This is a genomic window from Nonomuraea sp. LPB2021202275-12-8 (assembly GCF_037044575.1).
In the GTDB taxonomy this organism is placed as follows: domain Bacteria; phylum Actinomycetota; class Actinomycetes; order Streptosporangiales; family Streptosporangiaceae; genus Nonomuraea.
This window is the reverse complement of record NZ_JBAHWD010000006.1, coordinates 265,433-290,954: the sequence shown is the minus strand read 5'-3', so window position 1 is coordinate 290,954 and position 25,522 is coordinate 265,433. Positions and strand designations below refer to the sequence as shown.

The window sequence follows — 25,522 nt, the reverse complement described above, 5'->3', positions numbered from 1 at the left end:
GCTTTGTGGGAAGTGCGCTGAAACTTCCTTTCGTGACCACGCTTCTGCGTACCGTCCTGGTGGCCCTCATCGCCGTGTTCGCCGGCGCCGTCGCCCCCGCGGCAGCCCCGGTCGCCGCCCCCGCGCTGGCATCGGCCTGCACCACCGATCCCGCCACGCCCAAGCGCCAGCTCCGGGCCATGTGGATCTCCAGTGTCGCCAACATCGACTGGCCGAGCCGGACCGGCCTGAGCGTCTCGGCCCAGCAGGCGGAGTTCCGCGCCTGGCTGGACCTGGCCGTGCAGCGCCGCATGAACGCCGTGGTCGTGCAGGTCAGGCCCACGGCGGACACGTTCTGGCCGTCGTCGCTGGAGCCGTGGTCACAGTGGCTGACCGGCACGCAGGGCGGCAACCCCGGCTACGACCCGCTGGCCTTCATGGTCACCGAGGCGCACGCGCGCAGCCTCGAGCTGCACGCCTGGTTCAACCCGTACCGCGTCGCCAACCACGACGACCCCAGCGAACTCGTGGCCGCCCACCCGGCCCGCAAGAACCCGAGCTGGCGCTTCGCCTACGGCGGCAAGCTCTACTACAACCCCGGCCTGCCCGTGGTCCGTGACTTCATCGAAGACGTGATCATGGACGCCGTCACCCGCTACGACCTCGACGGCGTGCACCTCGACGACTACTTCTACCCCTATCCCGCCAGCGGCCAGAGCATCCCGGACTCCGCCGCCTACGCCCAGCACGGCGGCGGCTTCGCCAACGTGCACGACTGGCGGCGCGAGAACGTCAACCTCCTCGTACGCGAGCTCGACCAGCGCATCCACGCCGCCAAGCCCTGGGTCTCCTTCGGCATCAGCCCGTTCGGCATCTGGCGCAACTCCACCACCGACCCGCTCGGCTCGCGCACCTCGGGCCTGCAGTCCTACGACGCCATCTACGCCGACACCCGGCTGTGGGTGAAGCAGGGCTGGGTGGACTACATCTCGCCGCAGGTCTACTGGCACATCGGCTTCAGCACGGCCGCCTACGAGGTGCTCACCGCCTGGTGGGCCGGCGTGGTCAGGAACACCGGCGTCCAGCTCGTCATCGGCCAGGCCGCCTACCGCGCGGGCGCGAGCGGCCAGGACGCCGCCTGGCAGGACACCGCCGAGCTCAGCGACCACCTGCACGTCAACAGGCAGCACCCCGAAGTGGTCGGTGACATCTTCTTCAGCGCCAAGGACGTCAAGGCCAACCGGATCAACGGCTTCGCCACCCTGGCGGCCGCCCACTACACCAAGCCGGCGCTGTCGCCGGCCCGCGGCACGTCCGGCGCCCCCGCCGCCCCCGCCATCACCTCTGCCACCCGCGGCTCGGGCGGTGTCGCCCTCGCCTGGCAGGGCGGCGGCGCGACCTCCTACGCGGTCTACCGCGTGAACGGCACCCCGTCCACCGCCGACCCGTGCGCCTTCGCCGACGCCCGCAACCTGCTCAGAACCACCAGGCAGGCCACCTTCACCGACACCACCGCGGCGGCCGGCACCGCCTACACCTACTACGTGACCTCGCTCAACCGCACGCACCAGGAGAGCGCGCCCAGCGCCGGCAGGGCCGTCACGGGCTCGGGCGGCGGTGACGGGTTCAGCGTCGTGGTCGACAACGCCGACGCGGCCTTCACCGCGAGCTCCGGCTGGGGCACCTCCACCTTCTCCGCCCAGCTCCACGGCGCCGACTACCGGTTCGCCGACCCGGTGTCCGCCAGTGACCCCGCCTGGTTCCGGGCGAGCATCCCCACCGCCGGCAACTACCGGGTGGAGATCTGGTATCCGGCCAACGCCGGCTACAACAGCGCCGCGCCGTATCTCGTGGCGGCCAGTGGCGGCAACCGGACCATCGCCGTGGACCAGCGCACCGGCGGTGGCCAGTGGCGTTCGCTCGGCACGTTCACCCTCGCCGCCGGCACCTACAACGTGGTCGGCGTGAGCCGCTGGACCTCCACCACGGGGTACGTCGTCGCCGACGCCGTCCGCATCACCCGGCTCTGAAGGGATTCACGTGAATCTTCGGGGCGTCACCCCATCCGGGCGGGCGCCTGCCGGTGAGCACGTGCGCCACCTCCTCCAGCGTCACGGTGGCCGCGATCAGGGGACGCGGATCCACCTTGCCCGAGGCGTACAGCTCGATGGCGCCCTCCAGGCCGCCCGAGGCGCTGAGGATGCCGGTGGCGGTGACGTCCTTGAGCACCAGGGCGCGGGTGTCCAGGAGGCTCGGCTCGGCGGCGATGCCGATGTAGACGACGTGGCCTCCCGGCTCCACGAGCTCCGCGGCGAGAGCGGGCAGGGCGGTCGCGCCCGAGGCGTCGACGATCGCGTCGTAGCTCAGCGCGGGGAGCGTCTCGCGGGTCCAGGCGGGGCCGAGATCCAGGGTGCGGGCGAAGGCGAGTGACGGATCGTCGCGACCCATGAGGTGCACCTCGACCCCCTGGGCGGCGGCCAGCATGGCGGCGAGCAGGCCGATCGTGCCGGGGCCGAGCACGAGCAGGCGCTGCCCCGGCGACAACCGGGCGGCGCGGACGGCTCGCAGCGCGTTGCCGCCCGGCTCGACCAGGGCGCCGAGCGCGGGGTCGAGCGTGCCGGGCAGCTCGTACAAGGCGGAGACCGGGACGGGGAGCCGCTCGGCGAGCGCGCCCGGCCAGCCTCCGCGGATGCCGATCTCGTACCGGTCGGCGCACAGGTGGTGGCGCCCGGCGGCGCAGCGGTCGCAGTGGCCGCACCCGAGCATGGTGTCGCCGGTGACGCGCACGCCGAGCAGGCCAGGGTCGGCGCCCTCTCCCACGGCCGAGACCACGCCGCACCATTCGTGGCCGATGCGGATGGGGTAGCGGGCCTGGCCGGTGTGCAGGTAGGTCATGGCGCCGGAGAAGAGCTCGGCGTCGGTGCCGCACACGCCCGCCCGCTCGACGTCCACGACCACCTGGCCGGGGCGCGGCTCGGGCGGCGGGACGTCACGGGTCTCCGCCTGACCGGGGCCGGTGATCACGAAGGCGCGCATGATCATCCCTCGACGGGCCCGCCGGCCACCGGCCGGTCGAAGCGGATGCCCGTGAGGACGTTCGCGCTCGCGCGGTCCAGCACGTGGGCGCCGGTGGCGGGCGCGGCGTGGCCGGCCCTGGCCCGGGTCAGTAACCGCCGGCAGCGGCGGCGGTGGCGGGCGAACGTCCGCTCGGGCACCACCCTGCCCCTGGCGTGCTGCCCGGCGAGCGCGGCCTCCGCGGCCACGTCCAGCAGGAGCAGGTGGAAGCCGACTCCGGAACGGCGGGCCATCCAGGCGAAGGCGTGCAGCACGACCGGACCGCACCCCCGGTTGTGGGCGACCACCGACCGGCCGCTCCGCACCGCCGACCGGATGCGCCACAGGTGCGTGGCGAACACCACGGCCGTGCGCACCGGTTTGGGCGCCCAACCGAGGGGGCCGGCCCACCGCAGGCGGGACTGCATCGAGTCGATCACCGTCGCCTCGCCCGCGGTCACCGGCCCGTCCTCGGTGCCGTCCAGGGAGTAGAGGCGCCGCAGCAGCGTGGTCTTGCCCGCGCCGGGCAGTCCGGTGAGGATCACCAGCGATCCGGCCGGGTAGTGCAGGAACTCTGCCGCGGGGCGTACGGCGGGCGACGAGACGGTCACGTTCGCTCACCCTCCCCCGACCCGAATACGACCCGTCAGTATAGGCGGGCGCGCAAAACCGCACATGATCATATTCTGACGGGTTCGCGGACCGGGTGCGGATCAGGCAGGCGGCTGGTGACCGAACCGCACCGGGGTGAGGCCGCCGAGCCGCACCACGGGATCGGCCAGCACGCGCTCGTCGGAGTCACGCTCGGCGGCGGGCTCGATGACCGGCTCGGCCTCGCCCGCCTCGACGATCCGGCGCAGCAGCCGCTCCCGCAGCCCCGCCGCCACCTTCAGATGCGACCGCAGGCCGGCCAGGTTGACCAGCTCGTGCGGGTCGCTGGCGAGGTCGTACAGGGCCTGCTCGCGGTAGCGCGGCGAAGCGGCCTCGTGCCACGGGTCGGCGTCCTCGGCGACGGCGTAGTACTTCCACCGCGCCGTGCGGATGCCTCGTCCCATCTCCGACTCGCTCACCTGGAAGAACGCCTCCTGCGGCCAGTCGGCGCGGGAGTCGCGCAGCAGCGGCAGGAAGGAGCGCCCCTGCATGCCCTCCGGCACCGGCAGCCCGGCGGCCTCCAGCAGCGTGGGCGGCAGGTCGATGGTGCTGACCGGGTGGGTGACGGCCCCGCCACCGTCGAAGCCGGGCCCCCGCACGGCGAGCGGCACCCTCAGCGAGGCGTCGTGACAGGAGCGCTTGTACTCGTCGTTGCGGGTCTTGAAGTGGCTGCCGTGGTCGGAGGTGTAGGCCACGATCGTGCTGTCGAGCAGCTCCATGCTGCGCAGCGCGTCCAGCAGCCGGCCGAGCCCCTCGTCCAGGCGCACCACCTGGCCCAGATAGCCGCCGAGGTGCCGGGCGGAGGTGCCGCCCAGGGCCGCCAGGTCGGCCGGCAGCCAGCGGCCCTGATAGCGCTCCTCGTAGCCGTCGGGGGCCGGGTAGTTGTCCACCTCGTTCTGGTGATGCGGTTCGAGGAGCGACAGGAACAGGTAGAAGGGCTCGTCGTGGTGGTCGGCGACGTAGCGGATGGCCGCGTCCACCAGCGCGTCGGAGCGGTAGCCGGGCAGGAAGACCGGCTCGCCGCGGTCGTCGTGGACGATGGTGCGGTAGGCGTCGGAGGTGAACTCCAGCGTGTTGGCCGCCAGCCAGCTCTGATAGCCGCCGCGCTCCCCGGCGGGCACCGGGTCCCCGCCTGCCAGGTGCCACTTGCCCAGATAGCCGGTGGCGTAGCCGGCCTCGCCGAAATGGTGCGCCAGAGTACGCTCCCCGGCGGGCAACGTCAGGCCGTTGCGGTGGACGCCGGTGGTGGTCGGATAGCGGCCGGTCTGCAGCGCGGCCCGGGCGGGCGCGCACACCGGCTGCGGGGTGATCGCCACCGTGGCCTGTGTGCCGTGCCTGGCCATCCGGTCGAGGTTGGGGGTGAAGGGACCGACGGTGTCCCACCGCTGCTGGTCGGTGAGGATGACGATCACATTCGGGCGCACCAGGGAAGCTCCTATCGAAGGCCGGTCAGCGTGATGCCGCGGACGAAGTAACGCTGGCTGGCGATGAACAGCACGGCGGTGGGGACGAAGAGGATCACCGAGCCCGCGGCCGTGAGATGCCACAGCGTGAAGTACTCCTGATTGAACAGCGTGAGCCCGACCGGGATCGTGCGCATCTCCGGCGTGGTCGTCGCCACCAGCGGCCAGAGGAACTCGTTCCACTGGAAGACGAAGGTGAACAGGCCGAGCACGGCCAGCGCCGGCCGGGTCTGCGGCAGGATGACGCGCCGGTAGATGGTCAGCTCGGAGGCGCCGTCGATCCGGGCCGCGCTGATCAGGTCGTCGGGGATGGGCTGGATGAACTGCCGCATGAGGAAGATGCCGAACGCGTCCATCAGGAAGGGGGTGATCAGCCCCTGGTAGGTGTTGATCCAGCCGAGGTGCGCCATGAGCACGTACAGCGGGATCATCCGCACGAAGAACGGCACCATCAGCGTCGCCAGCAGCGCCACGAACAGCGTGTTGCGCAGCGGGAAGCGGAACTTGGCGAACACGTAGCCCACCAGCGGGTCGAACAGCAGGTGGGCCAGCGTGATGACGCCGGCGACCACGAGGCTGTTGACGATGAAGTCGCCGAACGGCGCTCGCGCGAACAGCTCCGCGTAGTTGCCCCACTGCGGGCTCTCCGGCACGATCACCGCCTCGGCCGACAGAGTCTCCGCCTCGGTCTGCAGCGACAGGGAGAGCATGTAGAGCAGCGGCAGCACCATCACCAGGCTCGCGAGGGTGAGCAGGGTGTAGAGCAGGGCTCGGCGCATCAGTACTGCACCTCCCCGCGCCGCCCGGCCCGCAACTGCACGAGCGTGAAGGCGACGATCACCACGAGCAGCAGCACCGACTGCGCCGAGGCGTAGCCGAAGTCCCGGGTGCGGAAGGCGACGTTGAAGATGTGGAAGACGGACAGGTCGGTGGCGTCACCCGGCCCACCGTTGGTGATGATGTAGGCCTGACCGAACGCCTGTAGTCCGGAGATGACCGCCATCACCGAGACGAACAGCGTGGTCGGCGCGAGCAGCGGCAGCGTGATCCGCCAGAACCGGCGCCAGGCGTCCGCCCCGTCGATCATGGCAGCCTCGTGGTAGGTCTCCGGGATGCCCTGCAGTCCCGCCAGGAACAGCACCATCGTGTAGCCGACCCCCTGCCAGAGCGTGACGGCGGCGATGGTCAGCAGCGGGTGGGTGTTGAGCCACTGCTGCTCGGGCAGCCCGGCCGCGGACAGCGTCCGGTTGAGCACGCCGAGCTCGGGATCGAGGATGTTGCGCCAGAGCAGGCCGACGATGGCCACCGAGGTCAGATACGGCACGAGCAGCATCACCCGGAACGCCACCCGCCCCCTGAGCGGCTGGTCGAGCGCCATGGCCAGAGCCAGCCCGATGACGATCGAGCCGATCACCACCGCCACCGCGAAGGCCAGGGTGACCAGGAACGAGTGCCGCACCGCCGGGTCGGCCAGCGCCTGGGCGTAGTTGTCCAGCCCGGCGAACCGGTCCGCCTGCGGCCCGGTCATCAGGCTGGTCGAGACGACGTTGCCGATGGGCAGGTAGAAGAAGGCGGCGAAGAACAGGATCGCCGGAAGCAGGAACAGATAGGCGGTTCGCGCATACCGGGCGGACAGGGTGCGCGGGCGGAGCACGCTCATCGCAGGAAGGTCTGCGCCGTGGCCGCGAACTGCTCGATCGCCGCGGCGGCCGGCTCGTTCTGGATGAGCACCGATTGGTACATCTTCTTCAGTTCCTCGTCGAACTTGCCGAACTGTCCGGTCAGCCTGACCTCCTGGCTGGAGTCCTCGGCCACGGCGAGCGCGTCGGCGAACGCCTTGATCGCCGGATCCGACCGCACCTCGGGCAGCTCGGCCCAGGCGACGCGCGGCATGAGCATGCCGACCTCCTTGGTGGCCGCCCGCTCCACCTCCAGGGCGGTGATCCGCTTGATGAAGTCCCACGACAGGTCCGGCCTGGCCGCCTTGGCCGGGACGAGCAGGCTGGTGCCCGCCGCGTTGGTGGCCTGCTCGTCGTTCTCTAACGGGGCGGCGAAGCCGAGGTCGATGTCGGGGCTGGTCTGCCTGATCGGGCCGAGATCCCACGGTCCCGTGATGATCATGGCGGCGCGCTTGGCGGAGAAGAGTTTCTGCGGCCCCGAGTAATCAGTGCTGGAGACCGGCACCGGAGCCACCTTGTGCTTGTGGATCAGGTCGGCCTGGAACTGCATCGCCGCCACGGCGGCGTCATGTGGCACCAGCACCTGCCTGGTCGCGGGGTCGTAGTGGCGCACACCGGCCTGCAGCAGCCAGGGATTGGCGTAAGCGTGATCCTGGTTGAGCGCTATGCCGTACACATCGCCCTTGGTGAGCTTCCTGGCCGCCGCGAGCAGCTCATCCCAGGTGGTCGGCGGCTCCACGCCGGCCTCGCTGAGCATCGCCTTGTTGTAGACGAGCAGGGTGCAGGTCAGGTGCAGCTGCACGCCGTACACCTTGCCCTGGTACGAGTTCCGCTCGACGGTGGCGGGACGCCAGTCGGCGGGGAAGCCGATGGCGGCGCCGTCGCGGTCGACGTAGTCCTGCAGGGAACGGGCGTTGCCGGAGAGGGCGAACTCCTGGACCCACCCGCCCGGCTCCTCGACCACGTCGGGCACGGTGCCGGAGGCGAAGTCGGCCAGCAGGCGGGTGCGCAGGTCGGGCCACTGATACTTCTGCAGGTTGACCTTGACCTTGTTGGCCTGCTCGAACTCGGCGATCACCTTGCGGTAGGCCTGGTAGTCGTGGCCGGCGTTCCAGTAGGCGGTGAAGGTGCCGGACTCGGCGGTCTGCGCGGGGGGCGCGCCGGCGCAGGAGGACAGGATCGGTACGGCAGCGGCGGCGGAGGCCAGGCGGAGCAGGTCGCGACGGGAGAGGTTGGGGGACATCGCGTCGGGTTTCCTTTCTAGGAAGAGCCTCTACGAACGAACGCCCAGGCGCGGACGATCTCGCGGGCGGGCAGTGGCTCCTCGGCCTGGAGGCGGTCGAAGAGCAGGCGCACGACGTCGGTGTAGTCGTGCCGGATCGGGCCGACGGTGCTGAGCTGGGGGTTGGTGATGAGTCCCTCGTCGATGTTGCCGACGCCGACCACGGCGACGTCCTCCGGCACCCGCAGGCCGGCGTCCCTGATCGCCCAGATGGCGCTGATCGCCGCCCGGTCGGTGGCGGCGAAGATCGCGTCGGGCGGCTCGGGGGTGCGCAGGAGGTCGGTCACCGCCTGGTAGGCGCTGACGCGGTCGTCGGCCCCGGCCACGATCAGGCGGCGGTCGGGGTCGACGCCGTGCCTGTCCAGGGCGGTGGTGTAACCGAGCAGCCTGCCGGTGGGCCGGCCGAGGTAGAGCTCGTAACGCTCGGACAGGAACGCGATGCGCCGCCGGCCCTGGCCGATCAGGTGCTCGACCGCCTCCACGCAGGCCCCCGTTTCCGGGGCGCGCACCACGTCGCAGCCGGGAGGCACGCTCTCGTTGCGGATCACCACGGTCGGCATCCGGGTCGCGACGATCGAGCCGAGCAGCTCTTCGGTGAGGTGCTCGCCGCCGACGTTCACCAGCACGCCGTCGGCGATCCCACCGCGCAGCACGTCCACCGCCGCCATCGCCCGGGCCTCCGAATAGACGGCCAGTGTGACGACGGAGTAGCCGTGTCCGTCGGCCATCTCGTGCAGGTCGCGGGCCAGCCGCTCGTCGGTCGGCACCCCGCCGAACGACCCCTGCACCAGGCACACCCGCTGAGTACGACGCCGACGCAGGCTCCTGGCGGCCTGGTTGGGCGTATAGCCGAGCCGGCTCGCGGCGTCGATCACGCGCTGCCGGGTCCCGGCGGCGACCCTGCGATCCCGGCCGCTGAGCACGTAGGACACGGTGGCGACCGAGACCCCGGCGAGCTCGGCCACCTGCTTGGCGGTAGGTCTCATGTTATACGAATAACATAGTAATACCTGTATGTATAGTAGGTTTTTATGCGCCCCCTAAGCGGGGGCGGCCCGTGCCGGGATGGTCTCGCTGAGCGGGAGGTCGCCATGGTGTGCAATCGTTTAACAATCATCGCCCGTTACGCAAGAGCGCGGTGGCCGTCAGGGCCAGTGCCGAAGGTGAGCCTCAGTGTGGACGGGCGGGTGGGGGCGGGGCCGTGCTGCCCCGGGGTACGAGCCGGGCGGCCTGGTCCTCGATCCCGGCCACCTCCTCCCCGGCGATCAGCGACAGCAACGCCCTCGCCGCATGCGCGCCGTACGCGGGGATGTCCCTGGTGAGAGCGCTGAGCGCCGGCCGCACCACCTGGGACAGCGGTGAGTCGTCCCAGGCCACGATGGACAGGTCGCCGGGCACGTCCAGCCGCATCTCCAGGGCTGCCGACATCCCGGCCACGGCCATGATGTCGTTGTCGTACACGATGGCCGTCGGCCGGGTGGGGGAGCTGACCAGGCGGCGGGTGGCGCGGGCGCCCTCCTCGCCGGTGTAGTCGGTGTGCACGGTGGTGTGCCACTCGAGGCCCAGTTCCGCGCAGGTCGCGGCGAACGCCTGGTCGCGCAGGACGGTGTGGACGAGCTCGGGCAGGCCGGCGACGCGGGCGATCCGGCGGTGGCCGAGGGCGTTGAGGTATTCGACCGTCTCGCGGATGGCGACGGCGTCGTCGGACCAGACGGGAGTGAGGGAGCCGGCTTCGGAGGGGTGGCCGATGACGACGGCCGGCAGGCCGAGCTCCTTGAGCGCGGTGACGCGGGGGTCGGCGAAGCGCAGGTCGACGAGGATGGCGCCGTCGACGCGGCCCTCGCCCCACCAGCGGCGGTAGACCTCCATCTCCTGCTCCGGGCTGGTCACGACCTGGAGCATCAGCGCGTAGGAGCGTCCGGACAGCTCGCTCTCGATGCCGCTGATCAGCTCCATGAAGAAGGGCTCGACGCCGAGTATCCGAGCGGGTCTGCTCAGGGTGAGCCCGACGGTGCGCGCCTGGGCGCCGTTGAGCGCGCGGGCGGCGCTGTTGGGGCGCCAGCCGATCTCCTCGGCTATGGCCTTGATGGCGGCGCGTTTGGCGGGTGACACTCCGGGGCGGTCGTTGAGCGCGTAGGAGACGGCCACCTTGGAGACCCCCGCCTGCCGCGCGATGTCGGCGATCGTTGGTCGCTTCACCGAGCCCCCTGTTTGTGAACCGGTTAGTCACCTCTGTAGTGGCACCTTACTCCTGGCGGGAGTGCTCCACACCAGCCGGGATGGTACATCTCAAACGCATCACGACCCTTGACGCCGTTGTCATGGCGAATTTACGTTCGCGGTACTTATCCGGTTCAGTCCTGTTCTGGCCCGACGGCTTTTGAGAGCGCTCCCACGCGCTCGCAGGCCGCCTGACCAGGGAGGCCGGCCGGGCACTACGGCGGCGTAAGTCCCGGGCCGCCGACTTCGGGGTTGTCACATGGTCGACCTCCGCTTCGGTGGGGGAAGGAGAAACACACATGCAGACCCGGGCGCGGATCCTGATACCGCTACTCGCGGCGGGCCTTGCCGCAGCCGCCTGTACAGGCGGCGGCTCAACACCACCGGCTCCCCAGAACTCCCAGGCCGGCAGCGCACCCGCCCCCCAGGGCAACGCCGGCGCGCTGCCACGCAACGAGACGCTCTACACCACGGGCACCCAGTGGGGTCCTCCCGCCAACTTCAACCCGATCCGCGAGTGGGACTCCGCCACCGGCACCAAGGGCCTGGTCTACGAGACGCTCTTCCACTACGACCCCACCGCCGCCAAGCTCACCCCGTGGATCGCCGAGAGCGGAAGCTGGACGAACGACACGACGTACGAGGCCAAGATCCGCGCGGGCGTCACCTGGGCGGACGGCAAGCCGCTGACCGCCAAGGACGTCGCCTTCTCCTACAGCCTCGGCAAGATGGAGACGATCCCGTTCCACAACATCTGGGACTGGCTCAAGACGGTCGAGGCGGTCGACGACAAGACGGTGCGCTTCACCTTCTCCCAGGCCAACTATCAGGAATGGGACTTCAACCTCTACAGCCGTGTCATCGTGCCGGAGCACATCTGGACCGGCCGCTCGGAGGAGGACGTGCTGAACGGGGTGAACGAGAACCCCGTGGGCAGCGGCGCGTACAAGTACCAGAGCCACGACCAGGACCGCGTGGTCTGGGTCAAACGTGACGACTGGTGGGGCAAGACGGCGCTCGGCATGGAGCCCAAGCCCAGGTACATCGTCGACGTCGCCACCCCCAGCAACGAGGTGGCCATGGGCATGCTGCTGCAGAAGGGCATGGACATGAGCAACAACTTCCTGCCCGGCGTGGCCAACCTGGTCAAGGGCAACTTCGGCATCACCTCGTTCTACAACGAGCCGCCGTACATGCTGTCGGCCAACACGGCCTGGCTGGTGCCCAACACCACGAAGAAGCCGATGAACGACCCGGCCTTCCGCAAGGCGCTGGCGGCCTCCATCGACGTCAAGAAGATCGTCGAAGGGGTCTACGGCAACCTGGTCAAGCCCTCCAGCCCGACGGGCCTGCTGCCGCAGTGGGAGCAGTACGTCGACCAGGCCGTGGTAGGCCAGAGCGGCTTCACCTTCGACACGGCCAAGGCCAAGAAGGCGCTGGCCGACGCGGGTTACAAGGACACCAACGGTGACGGGCTGGTGGAGAACAAGGACGGCTCCAAGATCAGCCTGACCATCGAGGTGCCGGCCGGCTGGACGGACTGGATGGAGGCGGCCCGGGTCATCTCCAGCAGCGCCAAGGCCGCGGGCATCGACGTCAATCCGGAGTTCCCGGACTTCAACGCGCTGGTGCAGCACCGCGGCGAGGGCAAGTTCGACCTGCTCGTCAACAACGAGCGCCAGCTCTCCAACACCCCCTGGACCTACTACGACTACATCTTCCAGCTGCCGGTCCGGAAGACGCAGAACACGGTCAACTTCGGCCGCTACGAGAACAAGGAGGCCTGGGAGCTGGTCCAGAAACTGGACCAGGTCAAGACCGACGACGCGGCGGGCATGAAGGAGGTCATCTCGCAGCTCCAGAAGATCCATCTGGACGAGATGCCGATCATCCCGCTCTGGTACAACGGCCTGTGGGCCCAGTCCAGCACCAGCGTCTGGAAGAACTGGCCCTCCTCGGCGCAGGGAACGCCCAAGTCGGCCCCCGCCATGTGGCGCAACTGGCTCGAACTGGGCGGGTTCGAGACGCTCACCCAGCTCCAGCCCGCGGCCGGCTGACCGGATGACCGTGCCCCCTCCGCCTGCCCTCAAGGCGGAGGGGGTCCTTTGGGAGACCTCACGTGCGCCAATACTTCGGCAGGAAACTGCTCATCTACGGCCTGACCTTCGTGGTCGCCGTCACGGTCAACTGGATGATCCCGCGCTTCATGCCCGGCGACCCGGTCGCGAGCATGCTGGCCAGGGCCCGCGTCTCGCAGCCCGCCGCGGTCGAGGCCATGCGGACCTACTACACCAACCTGTTCGGCTTCGACCAGCCCATGTGGCAGCAGTACCTCAACTTCTGGGGTGCGCTGTTCCAGGGCGACTTCGGCATCAGCATCTGGCTGTTCCCGACCCCGGTGGCCGACGTCATCCTGGCCGCCGTGCCGTACACGCTGGCGCTGATGATCCCGGCGGTGCTGCTGAGCTACTGGGTCGGCAACCGGTTCGGCGCCTTCGCGGCACGGCGCAAGCTTCTCGACAACACGGTCCTGCCGGTCGGTTACATCCTGACCGCGACGCCGTACATGTGGCTGGCCGTGATCCTGGCCTGGGGGCTGGGCGTGGTGGCCGGATGGTTCCCGGTGGCGGGCGGCTACAGCTTCTCGCTGCAGCCGAGCTGGACCTTCGACTTCCTGCTCGACCTGCTGCACCACTGGACGCTGCCGTTCCTGTCGCTGTTCCTGGTCGCGCTCGGCGGCTGGGCGATCGGCATGCGCAACATGATCATCTATGAGCTGGAGTCGGACTACTCCAACTACCTGGCGGCGCTCGGCGCGCCGTCGCGGCTGATCCGCCGCTACGCCTACAGGAACGCGATCCTGCCGCAGGTCACCGGCCTGGCGCTGCAGCTCGGCGTACTGGTGGCGGGCGCGCTGGTCACGGAGATCGTCTTCTCCTATCCGGGGCTGGGCAGCCTGATCCTCAAGGCCATCCAGAACCAGGACTTCTTCCTGCTGCAGGGCACGTTCATGTTCATCGTGATCGGGGTGCTGATGGCCAACTTCATCATCGACATCGTCTACGTGATGATCGATCCCCGGACGCGGGCGGGAATGGCGGGTGCTCAGGCATGACCACGACGACGACCCTCCCCACCGAGGAGCGCGTGGTGCGCCGGGAGGCGCTGTACTTCGCGGTGCGCAACGCCAAACTGTTGATCGGATTCGCGGTCGTGCTGTCCCTGCTGCTGCTCGGCGTGTTCGGGCCGGTGGTGCTGAGCGCCGACACGCCCAACGAGTACGTGGGCGGGACCATGCTGCCGCCGTCCGGCGAGCACTGGTTCGGCACCACGACCTTCGGCCAGGACGTCTTCACCCAGTTCGTGTACGGCCTGCGGACCACGTTCCTGGCCGGCGCGCTGGGCGGCGGCATCGCGGCGGTCATCGCGATGGTGATCGGGTTCGTCGCCGGCTACAGGGGCGGCCTGGTGGACGAGATCCTCAACATGTTCACCAACGTCGTGCTGGTCATCCCGACGCTGGCCGTGCTGCTCATCATCAACGCCTACCTGGGCATCCGCAGCGTCGGCGTGCAGGCGTTGTTCATCGGCCTGACCTCCTGGCCGTGGGCGGCGCGGGCGATCCGGGCGCAGACGTTCTCGCTGCGCGGCAGGGAGTTCGTGGACCTGGCCAGGCTCAGCGGCATGAACACGCGCAAGATCATCATGCGTGAGATCGCGCCGAACATGAGCTCCTACCTGTTCATGACCTTCATCCTGCTGTTCGGCGGCTCCATCCTGATCGCCTCCTCGCTCGACTTCATCGGGCTCGGGCCCACCGAAGGCATCTCGCTCGGGCTGATGTTGCAGAACGCCACCGCATGGAGTGCCCTCCAGCTCGGCATGTGGTGGTGGTTCATCCCTCCGGGCGCCGCCATCACCGCGATCGTGGGCGCCCTGTACGTCGCGAACGTAGGCCTTGACGAGGTCTTCAACCCGAAGCTGAGGGAAACATGAGTCTGCGGGTCAGCGAGCTGAGGGTGCACTACAGGACTCTCAGGGGTGAGGTGAAGGCGCTGGACGGGGTGTCCTTCGCCATGGACGACGGGGAGATCCTCGGCCTCGCGGGGGAGTCGGGCTGCGGCAAGACCACGCTGGGCAAGAGCCTCATCCGGATGGACGGGCGGATGCGCCACGCCGGCGGCACGGTCGAGCTGGACGGTCGCGAGCTGCCCATCGGCGACGACCGGGCGATGAACGAATTCCGCTTCCACGAGATCTCGCTCATCCCCCAGTACTCGATGAGCGCGATGAACCCGACCCGCAGGATCGGCAAGATGATCGGCGAGCTGCTGAGGTCGCGCGGGGTGGCCGTCGACACCAAGGAGCTGCACAACCGCATCGACCTGGTGGGGCTGCCGCGCGAGGTGCTGAACCGCTACCCCATCGAGCTGTCCGGCGGCATGAAGCAGCGCATGGTGATGGTCATCTCCACGCTGCTGGATCCGTCGCTGCTCATCGCCGACGAGGTGACCTCCGCGCTGGACGTCTCCACGCAGAAGGCGGTCGCCAAGGCCCTGCTCGGCTTCCGCGACAACGGCTTCGTCAAGAGCATGATCTTCATCACCCACGACCTGGCGCTCACCGCGCGCCTCGCCGACACGATCATGATCATGTACGCGGGCAAACTCGCCGAGAAGGCGCCGGCGGACAAGCTCATCAAGGCGCCGCGGCACCCGTACACCCGGCTTCTGATCAACTCGCTGCCGGAGATCGGCGTCCGCCACGAGCAGCGCAAGCTGTCCGGCATCCCCGGCAGCCCGCCGTCGCTGCTCGACCCCCCGAAGGGTTGCCGCTTCCGTGACCGCTGCCCGCTGGCGGGCGACGAGTGCGGCGAGGAGCCGCCGGCGGTCGAGATCGAGCCCAATCACTACGTCGCGTGCTGGAAGGCCTGATGCTGAAAGTCGACAATGTCACGAAGGTCTACAAGGTCGGCACCTTCGGCAGCCGGACCATGACCGCCGTCGACACGGTGAGCTTCGACGTGCGCCCGGGCGAGGTCGTCTCCCTGATCGGGGAGAGCGGCAGCGGCAAGAGCACGATCGGCAAGATGATCCTCGGCCTGACCCCGATCACCAGCGGCTCGATCACCGTGGACGGCGTGGCCGTCAAGGCGGGCAAGGAGTACTACCGCGCGGTCCAGGGCGTCTTCCAGGACCCGTTCAGCTGCTACAACCCGATCTTCAAGGCCGACAGGGTGTTCCAGCTGATCAAGGAGAGCTACTACCCGTCGGTGCCGGACACCGAGTGGGCCGAGCGGGTCCGCTCGGCCATCCGGGACGTCCGGCTCAACCCGGCCGAGGTGCTCGGCAAGTTCCCGCACCAGCTCAGCGGCGGCCAGCTCCAGCGGCTGCTCATCGCCAGGGCGCTGCTCCTCGACCTCAAGCTGCTGATCGCCGACGAGATCACCAGCATGCTCGACGCATCCACCCGCATCGACGTGCTCAACCTGCTGGCCGAGCTCAAGGCCCGCGGCCTCGGCGTCCTGTACGTCACCCACGACCTGTCGCTCGGGCACTACCTGGCCGAACGCACCGTCGTGCTGCGCCGCGGCGCGGTGGTCGAGATGGGACTGACCTCGAAGGTGTTCGACGACCCGCTGCACCCCTACACCAGGCAACTCCTGTCGGCCGTGCCCCGCCTGCACGCCCCCTGGGAGGACGCGGCGCCCGTGGAGACCTGCCTGTACCACGAGCGCGGGGCCACCGGCGGGCTGCTGGAGGCCGAACCTGGGCACCACGTGGCTTGTGCCCGGCTGAGTGACTGTTAAGGAGATCTACTTGAGCTCGTACCGACCGTTGCACGACGGCTGGACACTGTCGGCCGTCTCGCGGGACGTCCGGGACACGCCGGCGACCGTGCCCGCGACAGTGGCCGCGACAGTGCCGGGCTGCGTGCACACCGACCTGCTGGCGGCGGGCCTCATCGACGACCCCTACCTGGACGACAACGAGAACCGGCTGAGCTGGATCGGCCGCACCGCCTGGTGCTACACCACCTCCTTCACTTGGTCGGCCGACGAGCACGAGCGGACGGACCTGGTGTGCGAGGGGCTCGACACGGTCGCCACGGTCACGCTGAACGGCGTGCGCCTCGCGCGCACCGCCAACCAGCACCGCTCCTACCGGCTCCCGGTGCGCCACCTGCTCCGCGAGGGGGACAACACGCTCACCGTGACCTTCGACTCCGCCGTCGGCTACGCCGAGGAGCAGCGGAAGGTGCTGGGCGAGCGGCCGGGGGCGTACGAGGCGCCGTACCCGTTCATCCGCAAGATGGCCTGCAACTTCGGCTGGGACTGGGGGCCCGCGCTCGTCACCGCCGGCATCTGGCGGCCCATCGGGCTGGAGAGCTGGAGCGGCGCCCGCCTGGCCGAGGTGCACCCGCTCGTCCGCGTCACCGACGGCGGCACGCTGGGCCGGGTGGACGTGCGCGTGCGGGTGGAGCGCGCCACGGAGGAGCCGCTCACGCTGGCCGCCGAGGTGGCGGGCGTCCGGGCGGAGGTGCATCTCGCCGCCGGGCAGCGCGAGGCGGTCGTGTCGCTCTCCGTCCCGGACCCGCTGCTGTGGTGGCCTAGCGGGTACGGCGAGCAGCACCGCTACGAGCTCGCCGTGCGGCTCGGCGACGCGAGGTGGGCCAGGAAGATCGGCTTCCGCTCGGTTGAGCTGGAGCGCGAGGAGTTCAGGCTGGCGGTCAACGGCATGCCGGTGTTCGTCCGGGGCGTCAACTGGATCCCCGACGACTGCTTCCCCACCAGGATCACCCGCGACCGGCTCGCCGAGCGGTTCGCCCAGGCCACCGGCGCCGGCGTCAACCTGCTGCGGGTCTGGGGCGGCGGCATGTACGAGAGCGAGGACTTCTACGACCTGGCCGACGAGCTCGGCCTGCTGGTCTGGCAGGATTTCCCGTTCGCGTGCGCGAGCTACCCCGAGGAGGAGCCGCTGCGCTCCGAGGTGGCCGCTGAGGCCCGCGAGAACGTGGTCCGGCTCGCCCCCCATCCCAGCCTGGTGCTGTGGTGCGGCAACAACGAGAACCTCGAAGGGCACGCCGACTGGGGCTGGCAGGAGCGCCTCGGCGGCCGGAGCTGGGGCGGCGGCTTCTACCACGACCTGCTGCCGTCGATCGTCGCCGAGCTCGATCCCACCCGCCCGTACATCCCGGGCAGCCCGTTCTCGGCCACGCCAGGTCAGGCGCCGCAGGATCCGGCCGGCGGCACCATCCACATCTGGGACGTGTGGAACCGCGAGGACTACGGCCGCTACGCCGCCTACACCCCCCGCTTCGTGGCCGAGTTCGGCTTTCAGGGGCCGCCGGCCCACGCCACGCTGCGCCGCGCGATCAGCGGCGAGCTCGCCGCCGACGCACCGCTGCTGCTGCACCACCAGAAGGCCGACGACGGCAACGGCAAGCTGCTGCGCGGGCTCGGCGAGCACCTGCCGCAGCCGGCCACGTTCGACGACTGGCACTACCTGACCCAGCTCAACCAGGCCAGGGCCATGGCCTTCGGCATCGAGCGGTTCCGCTCGCTCGCGCCGTACTGCATGGGGACCATCGTCTGGCAGCTCAACGACTGCTGGCCGGTCACCTCGTGGGCTGCCGTCGACGGCGACGGCAGGCGCAAACCGCTGTGGTACGCGCTGCGCCGCGTCTACGCCGACCGGCTGCTCACCGTGCAGGGCGGCGAGGTGGCCGTGGTCAACGACGGCGACGAGCCGTGGCGGGGCGAGCTGGTGCTGGTGCGGCAGAGCCTCGGCGGAGAGCCGCTGGCCAAGGAGGTCGTCGGCGTGCTCGCCGCCCCCAGGTCGGTGGTGCGGGTGGCGCTGCCCGGATCCGTCGCCGCCCCCGACGACCCGGCCGGTGAGCTGCTCACCGTCCAGCTCGGGGACGAGCGCGTGGTGTCCTTCTTCGCCGAGGACCCGGCCGTGTCCTTCGCCCCCGCCGACTACGACGCCCGCGTCGAGCCGGTCGAGGGCGGCTACCGGGTCACCGTGACGGCCCGTACGCTGCTGCGGGAGCTCGCCCTCTTCCCGGACCGCCTGGACCCGGCGGCCTCGGTGGACGCGATGCTGGTGACCCTGCTGCCGGGTGAGGAGGCGGCCTTCCACGTCGCCTCCGGCCAGAGCCTCGATCCGCAGGCGCTGACCTCCTATCCGGTGCTGCGCTGCGTCAACGAGCCGCGCGAACACGCATCGTGACCGACGATCACAGGAGTTCTCCGATCTTTTCTTCGGCTGTGTGCGTCCGGTGACGAGGAGTGCGGGGGTCGTGGCCTGTGGCTGGTTGAGCAGACCGCGATCAGCTGGGGGACCCGGTCCGTGCCGCAGCGGCGGAACCTGGTCTGGGCCGAGGTTTCCACGCTGGGCGTGCTCCCGATGCCTGAGTTCGAGGACGCGGAAGAGGTTCTGACGTGACTTCTGATTTTCACGGTCCTCATGCTGCTGATGGTGGGTCCGATGCTGAGTCGATCGATTGGCGTGATCCGTTGCCTCGCTTCGGCCGGGTCCGGGTCCTGCGGCACACCTGTGAGTGCCGGGCGCGGGTCTACGAGTTCTGCGCTGCGGCCGGGCTCGCCTGGATACGCCGGACCCACCGCTCGTCGACCGCCGTGATCGTCGAGGAGAGCCGCCCGACCTCGTACAGGGAGGCCGGGGACTTGTGGGAGAAGCTGCTCTCCGGCAAGGCCCAATGGCTCTACCGAAGGGTGAAGCGATTCCGCAGTGCCCGGAACGCGACCCGCGTCGGCTACGGGGCCGCTCGCGTCGCCAAGAACTTATGGTGCGCCAGGTTTCGGCCGCGCCTATTCGGTGTCCTTGGGGTGTCGAGGCGATGCGTATATCACCCAGACAGTACGAGCGGCGTCATCGATGGCGTACCGCACACGCCCGCCGCTGGTCACCTCGAACTCCCACTGCTCCAAGTCCTTGCCGTTGTGGCGATGGGTCGCGAGATCACCGCGCAGGCGATGCTGACGGTCGTGACTTGCGCGTGATCGGGGATCGGCTCGCAGTATCTCGAAGCATCGGCGCGTATTGGCCAAGGCGTGGCGGCACAGTTCTTCCCAGCCTTTGACTGCGTCGCCGGTGCCGAACCGGAGATCCCACTCGTCATCCGGTGGCGGTACCGTAACGCGATCGCCCCGTTTCGGACTCATGTGAAAACCTGTACCGGGCCGAAGTCGCCGCTGGTGGGCTTGCGGGCCTCGGCGTGACGTGCAGGGTCGGCCTTGATTCTGGCGGTGGCTCGCCAGCCCGCGACGACCTCTCGGGTTGTGGCATCGACGTCGAGCTCGGCCGCGTCGGAGAGCGCTTCGACCAGTTCCAGAGTGAAGGCCCGCAGTTCGTCCGAGGACAGGTGGCGAACCCAGGGAAAGACCTCCGGCATGGCGATGACCAGCGCACGCGCGGTGGGGTCATGTTTGATCAGGGCGAGGAACAGCCGGGACGCGGTGGCCAGTGTCTGTTCGCGCTCCTCTTCACGGTCCGCTGCTGTCAGGTAGAAGTCGGGAGCATCGCGATGTGTGACGCGAACGCGTCCGAGGCGTGCCGCGCGCTCGGCTACCGATCGGGGATTTCTCGACAGCTCTGAGAAGGTCACGGCGTCGGCATGGCTTGTGCTCACGTGCTGAGCCTATATCAGAACGCGTTCTGAACGCCTATATCCAGGGCCAGCGGATCGTCAGCGTCTGGGCGGCGAGGCGAGCTGGCCCTGTTCCCCGACCGCCTGGACCCGGCGGCCTCGGTGGACGCCATGCTGGTCACGCTGCCGCCGGGCGAGCAGGCGACCTTCCACGTCACCACCGCCCAGCCCCTCGACCCGGAGGCGCTGACCACCTTTCCGGTGCTGCGCTGCGTCAACGAGCCACGCGACTGAGCCCCCGCCCTGCTGGTGCCCACGAGCACCAGCAAGGGCCGCCACGAGGTAGTAACTCTGGTTACCGACCCAGTCCAGGCCGGTGGTATTCGATCAGCTGTAGATCACCGACAGGAAGCGCACCAGGATCGCCTCCCGCACCGGGGCGGGGAGTGCGTCCAGGACGGTGTTGACCACTGCCATCGCGGGCTGGCCCGCGTCGGGCCGCAGGTCCACGCCGACGGATGCGGCCAGCTCCGCGAACGTGGCGTCGTCCAGCGCCTCCAGGTCCAGCCCGGCGATCAGCTCCACCAGGCCCTCGGGCAGCTCGGCGGGGCCGCGCCGCCGGGCGGCCGCCGCGGAATCGGCGATCACCTCCAGCATCGCCTCCACCCCCGCGAGCGTCACCCCGGTCACCGTGATGTGCAGGTTGGCCGGGATGCCCGCGTAGGAGAGCTGCGGCTGCAGGAACCAGCCGCGGGCCCGCGCCTCGTCGGCCAGCGTGAACACGTCCACCCCGTCGCCGGCGAAGGCGATCAGCGTGGACTCCGGCTCGCCCAGCACCCGCAGCCCCTCGATCGCGGCGATGCCCTTGCGCAGCCTGGTCGCCGCCTCCAGCGTGGTCCGGCCCAGCTCCAGGTAGCCCTGCCTGCCGAGGGACTGCAGGGTGGCCCAGGCGCCGCCCAGCGGGCCGGCCGACCTGGAGCTCTGCACGGTGGCGTTGATGATCGTGTAACCGGGCCAGGCGGCCGAGGCGAAGTAGGCCCTGCGCCGCGTCGCCGGATCGGCGAACAGCACCACCGAGGCCCCCTTGGGCGCGTACCCGAACTTGTGCAGGTCGCAGGACAGGGAGGTGACGCCCGGCACGGACAGGTCGAACGGCGGGACGTCCGCGCCCGCCTCGCGCAGCCACGGCAGCAGCCAGCCGCCCACGCACGCGTCCACGTGGCACCGCACGCCGGCCGCGGCCGCCACGGCGGCGACCTCCTCCACCGGGTCGATCGCGCCCTGCGGGTAGGACGGAGCCGACACCACGACCAGCACCGTGCGGGCGTCGATCGCCTCGGCCACCGCCCGGGCGGACACCTTGTAGGTGTCCAGGTCCACCGGCACCTGCCTGACCTCGACGCCCAGATAGTGCGCCGCCTTGTGGAAGGCGGGGTGGGCGGTGACGGGCAGCACCAGGTTGGGCCGGTCTAGGCCGGCCTCGTCGCGGGCGGCCTTCACCGCCAGCATGATCGATTCGGTGCCGCCGCTGGTGAAGATGCCGTGGCCGCCGCCGAGCAGGTCCGCGACCGCCCCGACGACCTGCTTCTCCATCTCGACGATGCTGGGGAAGGCGGTCGGGTCGAGGCTGTTGACCTCCAGCATCTCGGCGTAGCCGCGGGCCGCCGCCTCGTGCACGCCGGGCCGCCCGGTGTCGTAGACGTAGGAGGTCACCTTGCCGCCTCGCACGGGCAGGTCGTGCTCCTTGAGCCTGGACATCTCGGCCAGCAGGTCCTCGGCCGTCCTCCCGGTCTCGGGCAGGTTCACGCGTACTCCTTAGGTCGGGCGAGCCTGCCGTTGCGGACGATGAACGGCAGGCTGAGCAGCATCAGTGCGGCGGGCAGCGCGGTGAAGCCGAGCAGCCGCTTCCCGCTGAGCCGGGGGCTCGTCACCGTCGTCATGGAGCGTCACCGGGCAGGCCCAGCGTGCGGTGCAGGGACAGGTGCAGGTGGGCGCGGAAGCGGCCCAGCGCCGCCCGGTCGCCCGCCGCCCGGCGCCGGCCGTCGGCGTCGAGCACGCCGCCCTTGGCGAAGCCGTGCACGCACCAGATGACCGACCACAGGGCGTACTCCAGGTCGATGCCCCGGTCGATCACTCCGGCCTCGGCCGAGGGGCGCAGCGCCGCGGTCACCGCGGTGACCAGCGGGCGCACATAGCGCCGTTCCAGCTCGTTGACGTCGCCGGCGTCGGAGAGCCAGCGATGCATCCACAGCGCCGGCACCTCGGGGCGCTCGACGCAGAAGTCGAGGTAGGCGTCGATCAGCTGGTGGATGGCGGCGACCGGCTCGCGGCCCGGCAGGCAGCCGAGCGCCGTCTCCAGCGCGGCCCGCTCCGCCTGGTGGGCGCTCTCCATCACCGCCAGGTAGAGCTCGCGCTTGCCGCCGACGTGGTAGTTGACGGTGGCGATGTTGAGCCCCGCCGCCTCGGCGATCTGCCGGGTGGAGGTGCCGTCATAGCCGTGCGCCGCGAACAGGTGCGTGGCGACCTTGAGGATCGCGGCGGCCTGTCCGCTCTCGGCGGGAGTCATGCCCGAGACCGTAGCCCGGCGCAAACCCTCGGTCAATCGCTTGATGGAGGGAACTGCTCGGTGCCCGTCGTGAAAGGACGACCCCGCGACGCTGCTGGAGGTCGAGATGGACTCGCTCGCCGACAGCATGGGTCTGCGCTGAGAATCCCGTGCGCGCACGCGGTTTCACGCCTGTTAGCGTTGTCGGCAAGGGGGTGAGCGGCCATGGCCGAGGGGTCGGACGAACACAGCCCGCGCACCAGGCCCGCGGTGCTCGGCGACGTCGCCGCGCTCGCCGGGGTCTCGGCGATGACGGTCTCCCGGGTGCTCAACGCCCCCGACCGGGTGCGCGCGGAAACACGCGCCCGCGTGCTCGCCGCGGTGCGCGAGCTGGACTACTGGCCCAACCTGGCAGCGCGCCAGCTCGTCACGGGCCGCTCCGGCGTGTTAGGCGTGGTCAGCATCGACACCACCCTGTACGGTCCCGCCTCCACCCTTTACTGCATCGAGCAGACGGCCAGGCTGAGCGGCTACAGCGTGAGCATCGCCAGCCTGGGCATGCTCAGCCGCCGCTCCATCCTGGAGGCCGTGCGCCGGCTGCGCGCCCAGTCGGTCGACGGCGTGGTCATCCTCGCGCCGCACGAGTCGGCGGCCGACGGGCTCCGTCACCTGCCGCCCGACCTGCCCGTGGTGGCTGTCGACGCCGGCGAGGACATCCCGGTCCCCGTGGTCACCGTCGACCAGCGGGCCGGCGCCGCCCGCGCGACCCGGCACCTGCTCAGCCTCGGGCACGAGACCGTCTGGCATCTGGGCGGGCCGGTCGACTGGCTGGACGCCAACTACCGGATCGACGGTTGGCGAGGAGTCCTGGAGGCCGAGGGGCGGCAGGTGCACGAGCCGCTGCGGGGCGACTGGAGCCCGCGTTCCGGCTACGAGCTCGGCAGGCGCCTCGCGGCGGACCCGTCGGTCACGGCCGTCTTCGTGGGCAACGACCAGATGGCCCTCGGCATGCTGCGGGCGCTGCGCGAGGCGGGCCGGCGGGTGCCGGAGGAGGTGAGCGTCGTCGGCTTCGACGACGTGCCGGAGGCCGCCTACTTCTCGCCTCCGCTGACCACCGTGCGGCAGGAGTTCGGGGAGGTCGGCAGGCACGCCTTCCACCTCCTGCTGGAGCGGATGGCGGGCACCGCGCAGAGCGACCGGCGGCTGGTGGAGCCCGAGCTCGTCGTCAGGGAGAGCACCGGTCCCGCCCCGAGGCCCGGACAGGGCGGGACGCGGGACGTCAGGCCAGGCGGATGACGTTCCAGGACACCGGGGGCAGTCGCACCCGCATCGGGTCGTGCTCGATGTCCTCATTGGGGCGGGGAGCGATCCGGTCGGGGTCGTCCGCGGTGTTGCGCGCGTAGACGTCCGGGTCGGTGAGCGTGGTGGCCGACACGATGCGGGCCGCGCCGAGGGCGCGGGCGTCGATCTCCAGGGAGAGCGGCGTGTCCGTCGACCGGTTGACCGCGAACAGGGTGACCCCCTCGTCGGAGCGGGTCGCCACCGCGTCCAGCAGCGGCACCTCGCCGTACTCGGCCGTCTCGTAGAGCGGTGAGACCGGCTCGACGCGCAGCACGTCGCCGGTGGCGTACCGGGACGCCTGGGCGAACGGGTGGAAGGTGGTCTGCCGCCAGGCCCGGCCGCCGGGCTCGGTCATGATCGGCGCGATGACGTTGACGAGCTGGGCGAGCGAGGCGGCCGTCACCCGGTCGCTGTTGCGCAGCAGGGTGATCAGCAGGCCGCCGAAGGCCACCGCGTCGGCCAGGTGATAGTGGTCCTCCAGCAGCGGCGGCGCCACCGGCCAGCCGTGGGGTGTCTCGGCTGCCTGAAAGCGCGACAGATACCAGACGTTCCACTCGTCGAAGGAGATGTTGATCCGCTTGCGTGACTTGAGCCGGGCGCCCACGTGGTCGGTGGTGGCGACGACCGAGGAGATGAAGTACTCCATGTCGGTGGAGCAGGCCAGGAAGCTGCCGAGGTCGCCGTCCTTCTCCTCGTAGTAGGCGTGGCAGGAGACGTAGTCGACGACGTCGTAGGTCTCCTCCAGCACGGTCGCCTCCCAGGCGCCGAAGGTCGGCATCGAGGAGCCGGAGCTGCCGCAGGCGACGAGCTCCAGGCCGGGGTCGACCATGCGCATGGCGCGGGCGGTCTCCGCGGCGAGCCTGCCGTACTCGTGGGCGGTCTTGTGCCCGGTCTGCCAGGGGCCGTCCATCTCGTTGCCGAGACACCACATCCTGATGTCGTGCGGCTCCTTGGCGCCGCCCGCGACGCGCAGGTCGGACAGGGTGGTGCCGGACGGGTGGTTGCAGTATTCGAGCAGGTCGAGGGCTTCGGCGATGCCGCGGGTGCCGAGGTTGACGGCCATCATCGGCTCCACGCCGGCCTTGCGGCACCAGCGCACGAACTCGTCGACGCCGACCTCGTTGGTCTCGGTGCTGTGCCAGGCCAGGTCGAGCCGGCGCGGGCGGTCCTGCTTGGGCCCGATGCCGTCCTCCCAGCGGTAGCCGGAGACGAAGTTGCCGCCCGGGTACCGGATGGTGGAGACGCCGAGTTCGCGGGTGAGGTCGATGACGTCGCGGCGGAAGCCGTCCTCGTCGGCCGCGGGATGGCCGGGCTCGTAGATCCCCGTGTAGACGCATCGGCCCAGGTGCTCGACGAAGCTGCCGAAGGTGCGGCGCCGCACCGGTGCCACCCGGAACGCGGGATCGATCGTGAGGTGTGCCGTGTGCACGGTGGCGGCTCCTTGATGCGCGGATCGGGTGCCCAAATTGTTAGCGTTATCAGCGGTATGGGTCAAGGGTGGCGCGAACCTCGACGGCGGGCTGGCGTCGGGCGGTAAGCGCTTGCCCGGCAAAACCTTGACAGCGCGCTTGTTACCGCTAACACTCGGGTAACCCCAACGAAACATGGGGTCGGCGCGGCGGCCCTCGCGATCCGAACGGCCTGCCCACCCGCTCATCGGCGTGCATCGCCGGAGAGCGCATCCCACCCCCGTCAG

General features: G+C 70.2%; 23 protein-coding genes. 9 read left to right on the top strand and 14 right to left on the bottom strand.

Annotation, left to right across the window (positions count from 1 at the left end; genetic code table 11):
• Positions 1-32 precede the first annotated feature (32 nt).
• Positions 33-2,009 carry a family 10 glycosylhydrolase gene (locus V5E28_RS14545; protein WP_336207384.1) on the top strand — a complete coding sequence of 659 codons (1,977 nt, stop codon included), beginning with the start codon at positions 33-35 and terminating at the stop codon, positions 2,007-2,009.
• Here V5E28_RS14545 and V5E28_RS14540 read toward each other — a convergent pair.
• From V5E28_RS14540 to V5E28_RS14505, 8 genes are all read right to left on the bottom strand, one after another.
• Entirely contained in the window at positions 1,996-3,015 is a 1,020-nt protein-coding gene (locus V5E28_RS14540; RefSeq protein WP_336207383.1) for a zinc-dependent alcohol dehydrogenase, read from the bottom strand. The two genes, V5E28_RS14545 and V5E28_RS14540, sit on opposite strands and share 14 nt — an antisense overlap.
• 2 nt (positions 3,016-3,017) lie before the next feature.
• Positions 3,018-3,644, bottom strand: coding sequence for an AAA family ATPase (locus V5E28_RS14535; protein WP_336207382.1), 627 nt, complete (start codon positions 3,642-3,644; stop codon positions 3,018-3,020).
• A gap of 102 nt (positions 3,645-3,746) precedes the next feature.
• The gene (locus V5E28_RS14530; protein WP_336207381.1) at positions 3,747-5,108 is read right to left on the bottom strand and encodes a sulfatase-like hydrolase/transferase; all 1,362 of its coding nucleotides are present in this window, start codon (positions 5,106-5,108) and stop codon (positions 3,747-3,749) included.
• Between the two features lie 11 nt (positions 5,109-5,119).
• The gene (locus tag V5E28_RS14525; RefSeq protein WP_336207380.1) at positions 5,120-5,926 is read right to left on the bottom strand and encodes a carbohydrate ABC transporter permease; all 807 of its coding nucleotides are present in this window, start codon (positions 5,924-5,926) and stop codon (positions 5,120-5,122) included.
• Positions 5,926-6,807, bottom strand: coding sequence for a carbohydrate ABC transporter permease (locus tag V5E28_RS14520; RefSeq protein ID WP_336207379.1), 882 nt, complete (start codon positions 6,805-6,807; stop codon positions 5,926-5,928). Before V5E28_RS14520 ends, V5E28_RS14525 begins: the two co-directional genes overlap by 1 nt.
• A complete protein-coding gene (locus tag V5E28_RS14515) occupies positions 6,804-8,069 on the bottom strand; it encodes an ABC transporter substrate-binding protein (protein WP_336207378.1) in 1,266 nt (421 codons plus the stop codon). The genes V5E28_RS14520 and V5E28_RS14515 overlap by 4 nt, the downstream gene beginning before the upstream one ends.
• A 17-nt stretch (positions 8,070-8,086) precedes the next feature.
• Entirely contained in the window at positions 8,087-9,094 is a 1,008-nt protein-coding gene (locus tag V5E28_RS14510) for a LacI family DNA-binding transcriptional regulator (RefSeq protein WP_336207377.1), read from the bottom strand.
• A gap of 184 nt (positions 9,095-9,278) precedes the next feature.
• On the bottom strand, positions 9,279-10,307 hold the full coding sequence (locus V5E28_RS14505) for a LacI family DNA-binding transcriptional regulator (protein WP_336207376.1): 1,029 nt from the start codon (positions 10,305-10,307) through the stop codon (positions 9,279-9,281).
• Positions 10,308-10,627: 320 nt separating this feature from the next.
• Between V5E28_RS14505 and V5E28_RS14500 the strand changes: the two genes are divergently transcribed.
• The 6 genes from V5E28_RS14500 (at position 10,628) to V5E28_RS14475 (ending at position 18,559) form a co-directional block, all read left to right on the top strand.
• A complete protein-coding gene (locus V5E28_RS14500; RefSeq protein WP_336207375.1) occupies positions 10,628-12,385 on the top strand; it encodes an ABC transporter substrate-binding protein in 1,758 nt (585 codons plus the stop codon).
• Between the two features lie 62 nt (positions 12,386-12,447).
• The gene (locus V5E28_RS14495; protein ID WP_336207374.1) at positions 12,448-13,443 is read left to right on the top strand and encodes an ABC transporter permease; all 996 of its coding nucleotides are present in this window, start codon (positions 12,448-12,450) and stop codon (positions 13,441-13,443) included.
• Positions 13,440-14,324 (top strand): ABC transporter permease, encoded by an 885-nt coding sequence (locus V5E28_RS14490; protein WP_336207373.1) that lies wholly within the window; start codon positions 13,440-13,442, stop codon positions 14,322-14,324. The genes V5E28_RS14495 and V5E28_RS14490 overlap by 4 nt, the downstream gene beginning before the upstream one ends.
• Positions 14,321-15,262, top strand: a complete 942-nt coding sequence (locus V5E28_RS14485; RefSeq protein ID WP_336207372.1) for an ABC transporter ATP-binding protein — start codon at positions 14,321-14,323, stop codon at positions 15,260-15,262. Before V5E28_RS14490 ends, V5E28_RS14485 begins: the two co-directional genes overlap by 4 nt.
• Positions 15,262-16,137 (top strand): ABC transporter ATP-binding protein, encoded by an 876-nt coding sequence (locus tag V5E28_RS14480; protein ID WP_336207371.1) that lies wholly within the window; start codon positions 15,262-15,264, stop codon positions 16,135-16,137. Before V5E28_RS14485 ends, V5E28_RS14480 begins: the two co-directional genes overlap by 1 nt.
• Before the next feature lie 10 nt (positions 16,138-16,147).
• Positions 16,148-18,559 carry a glycoside hydrolase family 2 protein gene (locus tag V5E28_RS14475; protein ID WP_336207370.1) on the top strand — a complete coding sequence of 804 codons (2,412 nt, stop codon included), beginning with the start codon at positions 16,148-16,150 and terminating at the stop codon, positions 18,557-18,559.
• Positions 18,560-18,905: 346 nt separating this feature from the next.
• Here the strand turns inward: V5E28_RS14475 and V5E28_RS14470 are convergent, their stop codons facing one another.
• Positions 18,906-19,043 carry a hypothetical protein gene (locus V5E28_RS14470; protein WP_336207369.1) on the bottom strand — a complete coding sequence of 46 codons (138 nt, stop codon included), beginning with the start codon at positions 19,041-19,043 and terminating at the stop codon, positions 18,906-18,908.
• 468 nt (positions 19,044-19,511) lie between these two features.
• Positions 19,512-19,982 (bottom strand): hypothetical protein, encoded by a 471-nt coding sequence (locus V5E28_RS14465; RefSeq protein WP_336207368.1) that lies wholly within the window; start codon positions 19,980-19,982, stop codon positions 19,512-19,514.
• Positions 19,983-20,111: 129 nt separating this feature from the next.
• On the opposite strand from V5E28_RS14465, the gene V5E28_RS14460 reads away from it, so the two are divergent.
• On the top strand, positions 20,112-20,234 hold the full coding sequence (locus V5E28_RS14460) for a hypothetical protein (RefSeq protein ID WP_336207367.1): 123 nt from the start codon (positions 20,112-20,114) through the stop codon (positions 20,232-20,234).
• A gap of 93 nt (positions 20,235-20,327) precedes the next feature.
• Here V5E28_RS14460 and V5E28_RS14455 read toward each other — a convergent pair whose 3' ends face one another.
• From V5E28_RS14455 to V5E28_RS14445, 3 genes are read right to left on the bottom strand one after another with little or no spacing between them, the layout of a single operon-like run.
• On the bottom strand, positions 20,328-21,746 hold the full coding sequence (locus V5E28_RS14455; RefSeq protein WP_336207366.1) for a pyridoxal phosphate-dependent decarboxylase family protein: 1,419 nt from the start codon (positions 21,744-21,746) through the stop codon (positions 20,328-20,330).
• Positions 21,743-21,880 (bottom strand): hypothetical protein, encoded by a 138-nt coding sequence (locus tag V5E28_RS14450; protein WP_336207365.1) that lies wholly within the window; start codon positions 21,878-21,880, stop codon positions 21,743-21,745. The genes V5E28_RS14455 and V5E28_RS14450 overlap by 4 nt, the downstream gene beginning before the upstream one ends.
• Positions 21,877-22,506 carry a TetR/AcrR family transcriptional regulator gene (locus V5E28_RS14445; protein ID WP_336207364.1) on the bottom strand — a complete coding sequence of 210 codons (630 nt, stop codon included), beginning with the start codon at positions 22,504-22,506 and terminating at the stop codon, positions 21,877-21,879. The genes V5E28_RS14450 and V5E28_RS14445 overlap by 4 nt, the downstream gene beginning before the upstream one ends.
• 204 nt (positions 22,507-22,710) lie before the next feature.
• Between V5E28_RS14445 and V5E28_RS14440 the strand changes: the two genes are divergently transcribed.
• The gene (locus V5E28_RS14440) at positions 22,711-23,781 is read left to right on the top strand and encodes a LacI family DNA-binding transcriptional regulator (RefSeq protein ID WP_336207363.1); all 1,071 of its coding nucleotides are present in this window, start codon (positions 22,711-22,713) and stop codon (positions 23,779-23,781) included.
• On the opposite strand, the gene arfA is transcribed toward V5E28_RS14440, so the two are convergent.
• Positions 23,765-25,255: an arabinosylfuranosidase ArfA gene (arfA, locus tag V5E28_RS14435; protein WP_336207362.1), complete on the bottom strand. Its 1,491-nt coding sequence runs from the start codon at positions 25,253-25,255 to the stop codon at positions 23,765-23,767. The genes V5E28_RS14440 and arfA overlap by 17 nt on opposite strands.
• Positions 25,256-25,522 lie beyond the last annotated feature (267 nt).

Excerpts from the sequence above, each read along its gene's own strand:
- V5E28_RS14450 (WP_336207365.1), bottom strand. The coding sequence starts at position 21,880 with ATGACGACGGTGACGAGCCCCCGGCTCAGCGGGAAGCGGCTGCTCGGC.
- V5E28_RS14510 (WP_336207377.1), bottom strand. The coding sequence starts at position 9,094 with ATGAGACCTACCGCCAAGCAGGTGGCCGAGCTCGCCGGGGTCTCGGTC.
- V5E28_RS14445 (WP_336207364.1), bottom strand. The coding sequence starts at position 22,506 with ATGACTCCCGCCGAGAGCGGACAGGCCGCCGCGATCCTCAAGGTCGCC.
- V5E28_RS14485 (WP_336207372.1), top strand. The coding sequence starts at position 14,321 with ATGAGTCTGCGGGTCAGCGAGCTGAGGGTGCACTACAGGACTCTCAGG.
- V5E28_RS14460 (WP_336207367.1), top strand. The coding sequence starts at position 20,112 with ATGCTGGTCACGCTGCCGCCGGGCGAGCAGGCGACCTTCCACGTCACC.
- V5E28_RS14480 (WP_336207371.1), top strand. The coding sequence starts at position 15,262 with ATGCTGAAAGTCGACAATGTCACGAAGGTCTACAAGGTCGGCACCTTC.
- V5E28_RS14525 (WP_336207380.1), bottom strand. The coding sequence starts at position 5,926 with ATGCGCCGAGCCCTGCTCTACACCCTGCTCACCCTCGCGAGCCTGGTG.
- V5E28_RS14440 (WP_336207363.1), top strand. The coding sequence starts at position 22,711 with ATGGCCGAGGGGTCGGACGAACACAGCCCGCGCACCAGGCCCGCGGTG.
- V5E28_RS14490 (WP_336207373.1), top strand. The coding sequence starts at position 13,440 with ATGACCACGACGACGACCCTCCCCACCGAGGAGCGCGTGGTGCGCCGG.
- V5E28_RS14515 (WP_336207378.1), bottom strand. The coding sequence starts at position 8,069 with ATGTCCCCCAACCTCTCCCGTCGCGACCTGCTCCGCCTGGCCTCCGCC.
- V5E28_RS14540 (WP_336207383.1), bottom strand. The coding sequence starts at position 3,015 with ATGCGCGCCTTCGTGATCACCGGCCCCGGTCAGGCGGAGACCCGTGAC.
- V5E28_RS14520 (WP_336207379.1), bottom strand. The coding sequence starts at position 6,807 with ATGAGCGTGCTCCGCCCGCGCACCCTGTCCGCCCGGTATGCGCGAACC.
- V5E28_RS14500 (WP_336207375.1), top strand. The coding sequence starts at position 10,628 with ATGCAGACCCGGGCGCGGATCCTGATACCGCTACTCGCGGCGGGCCTT.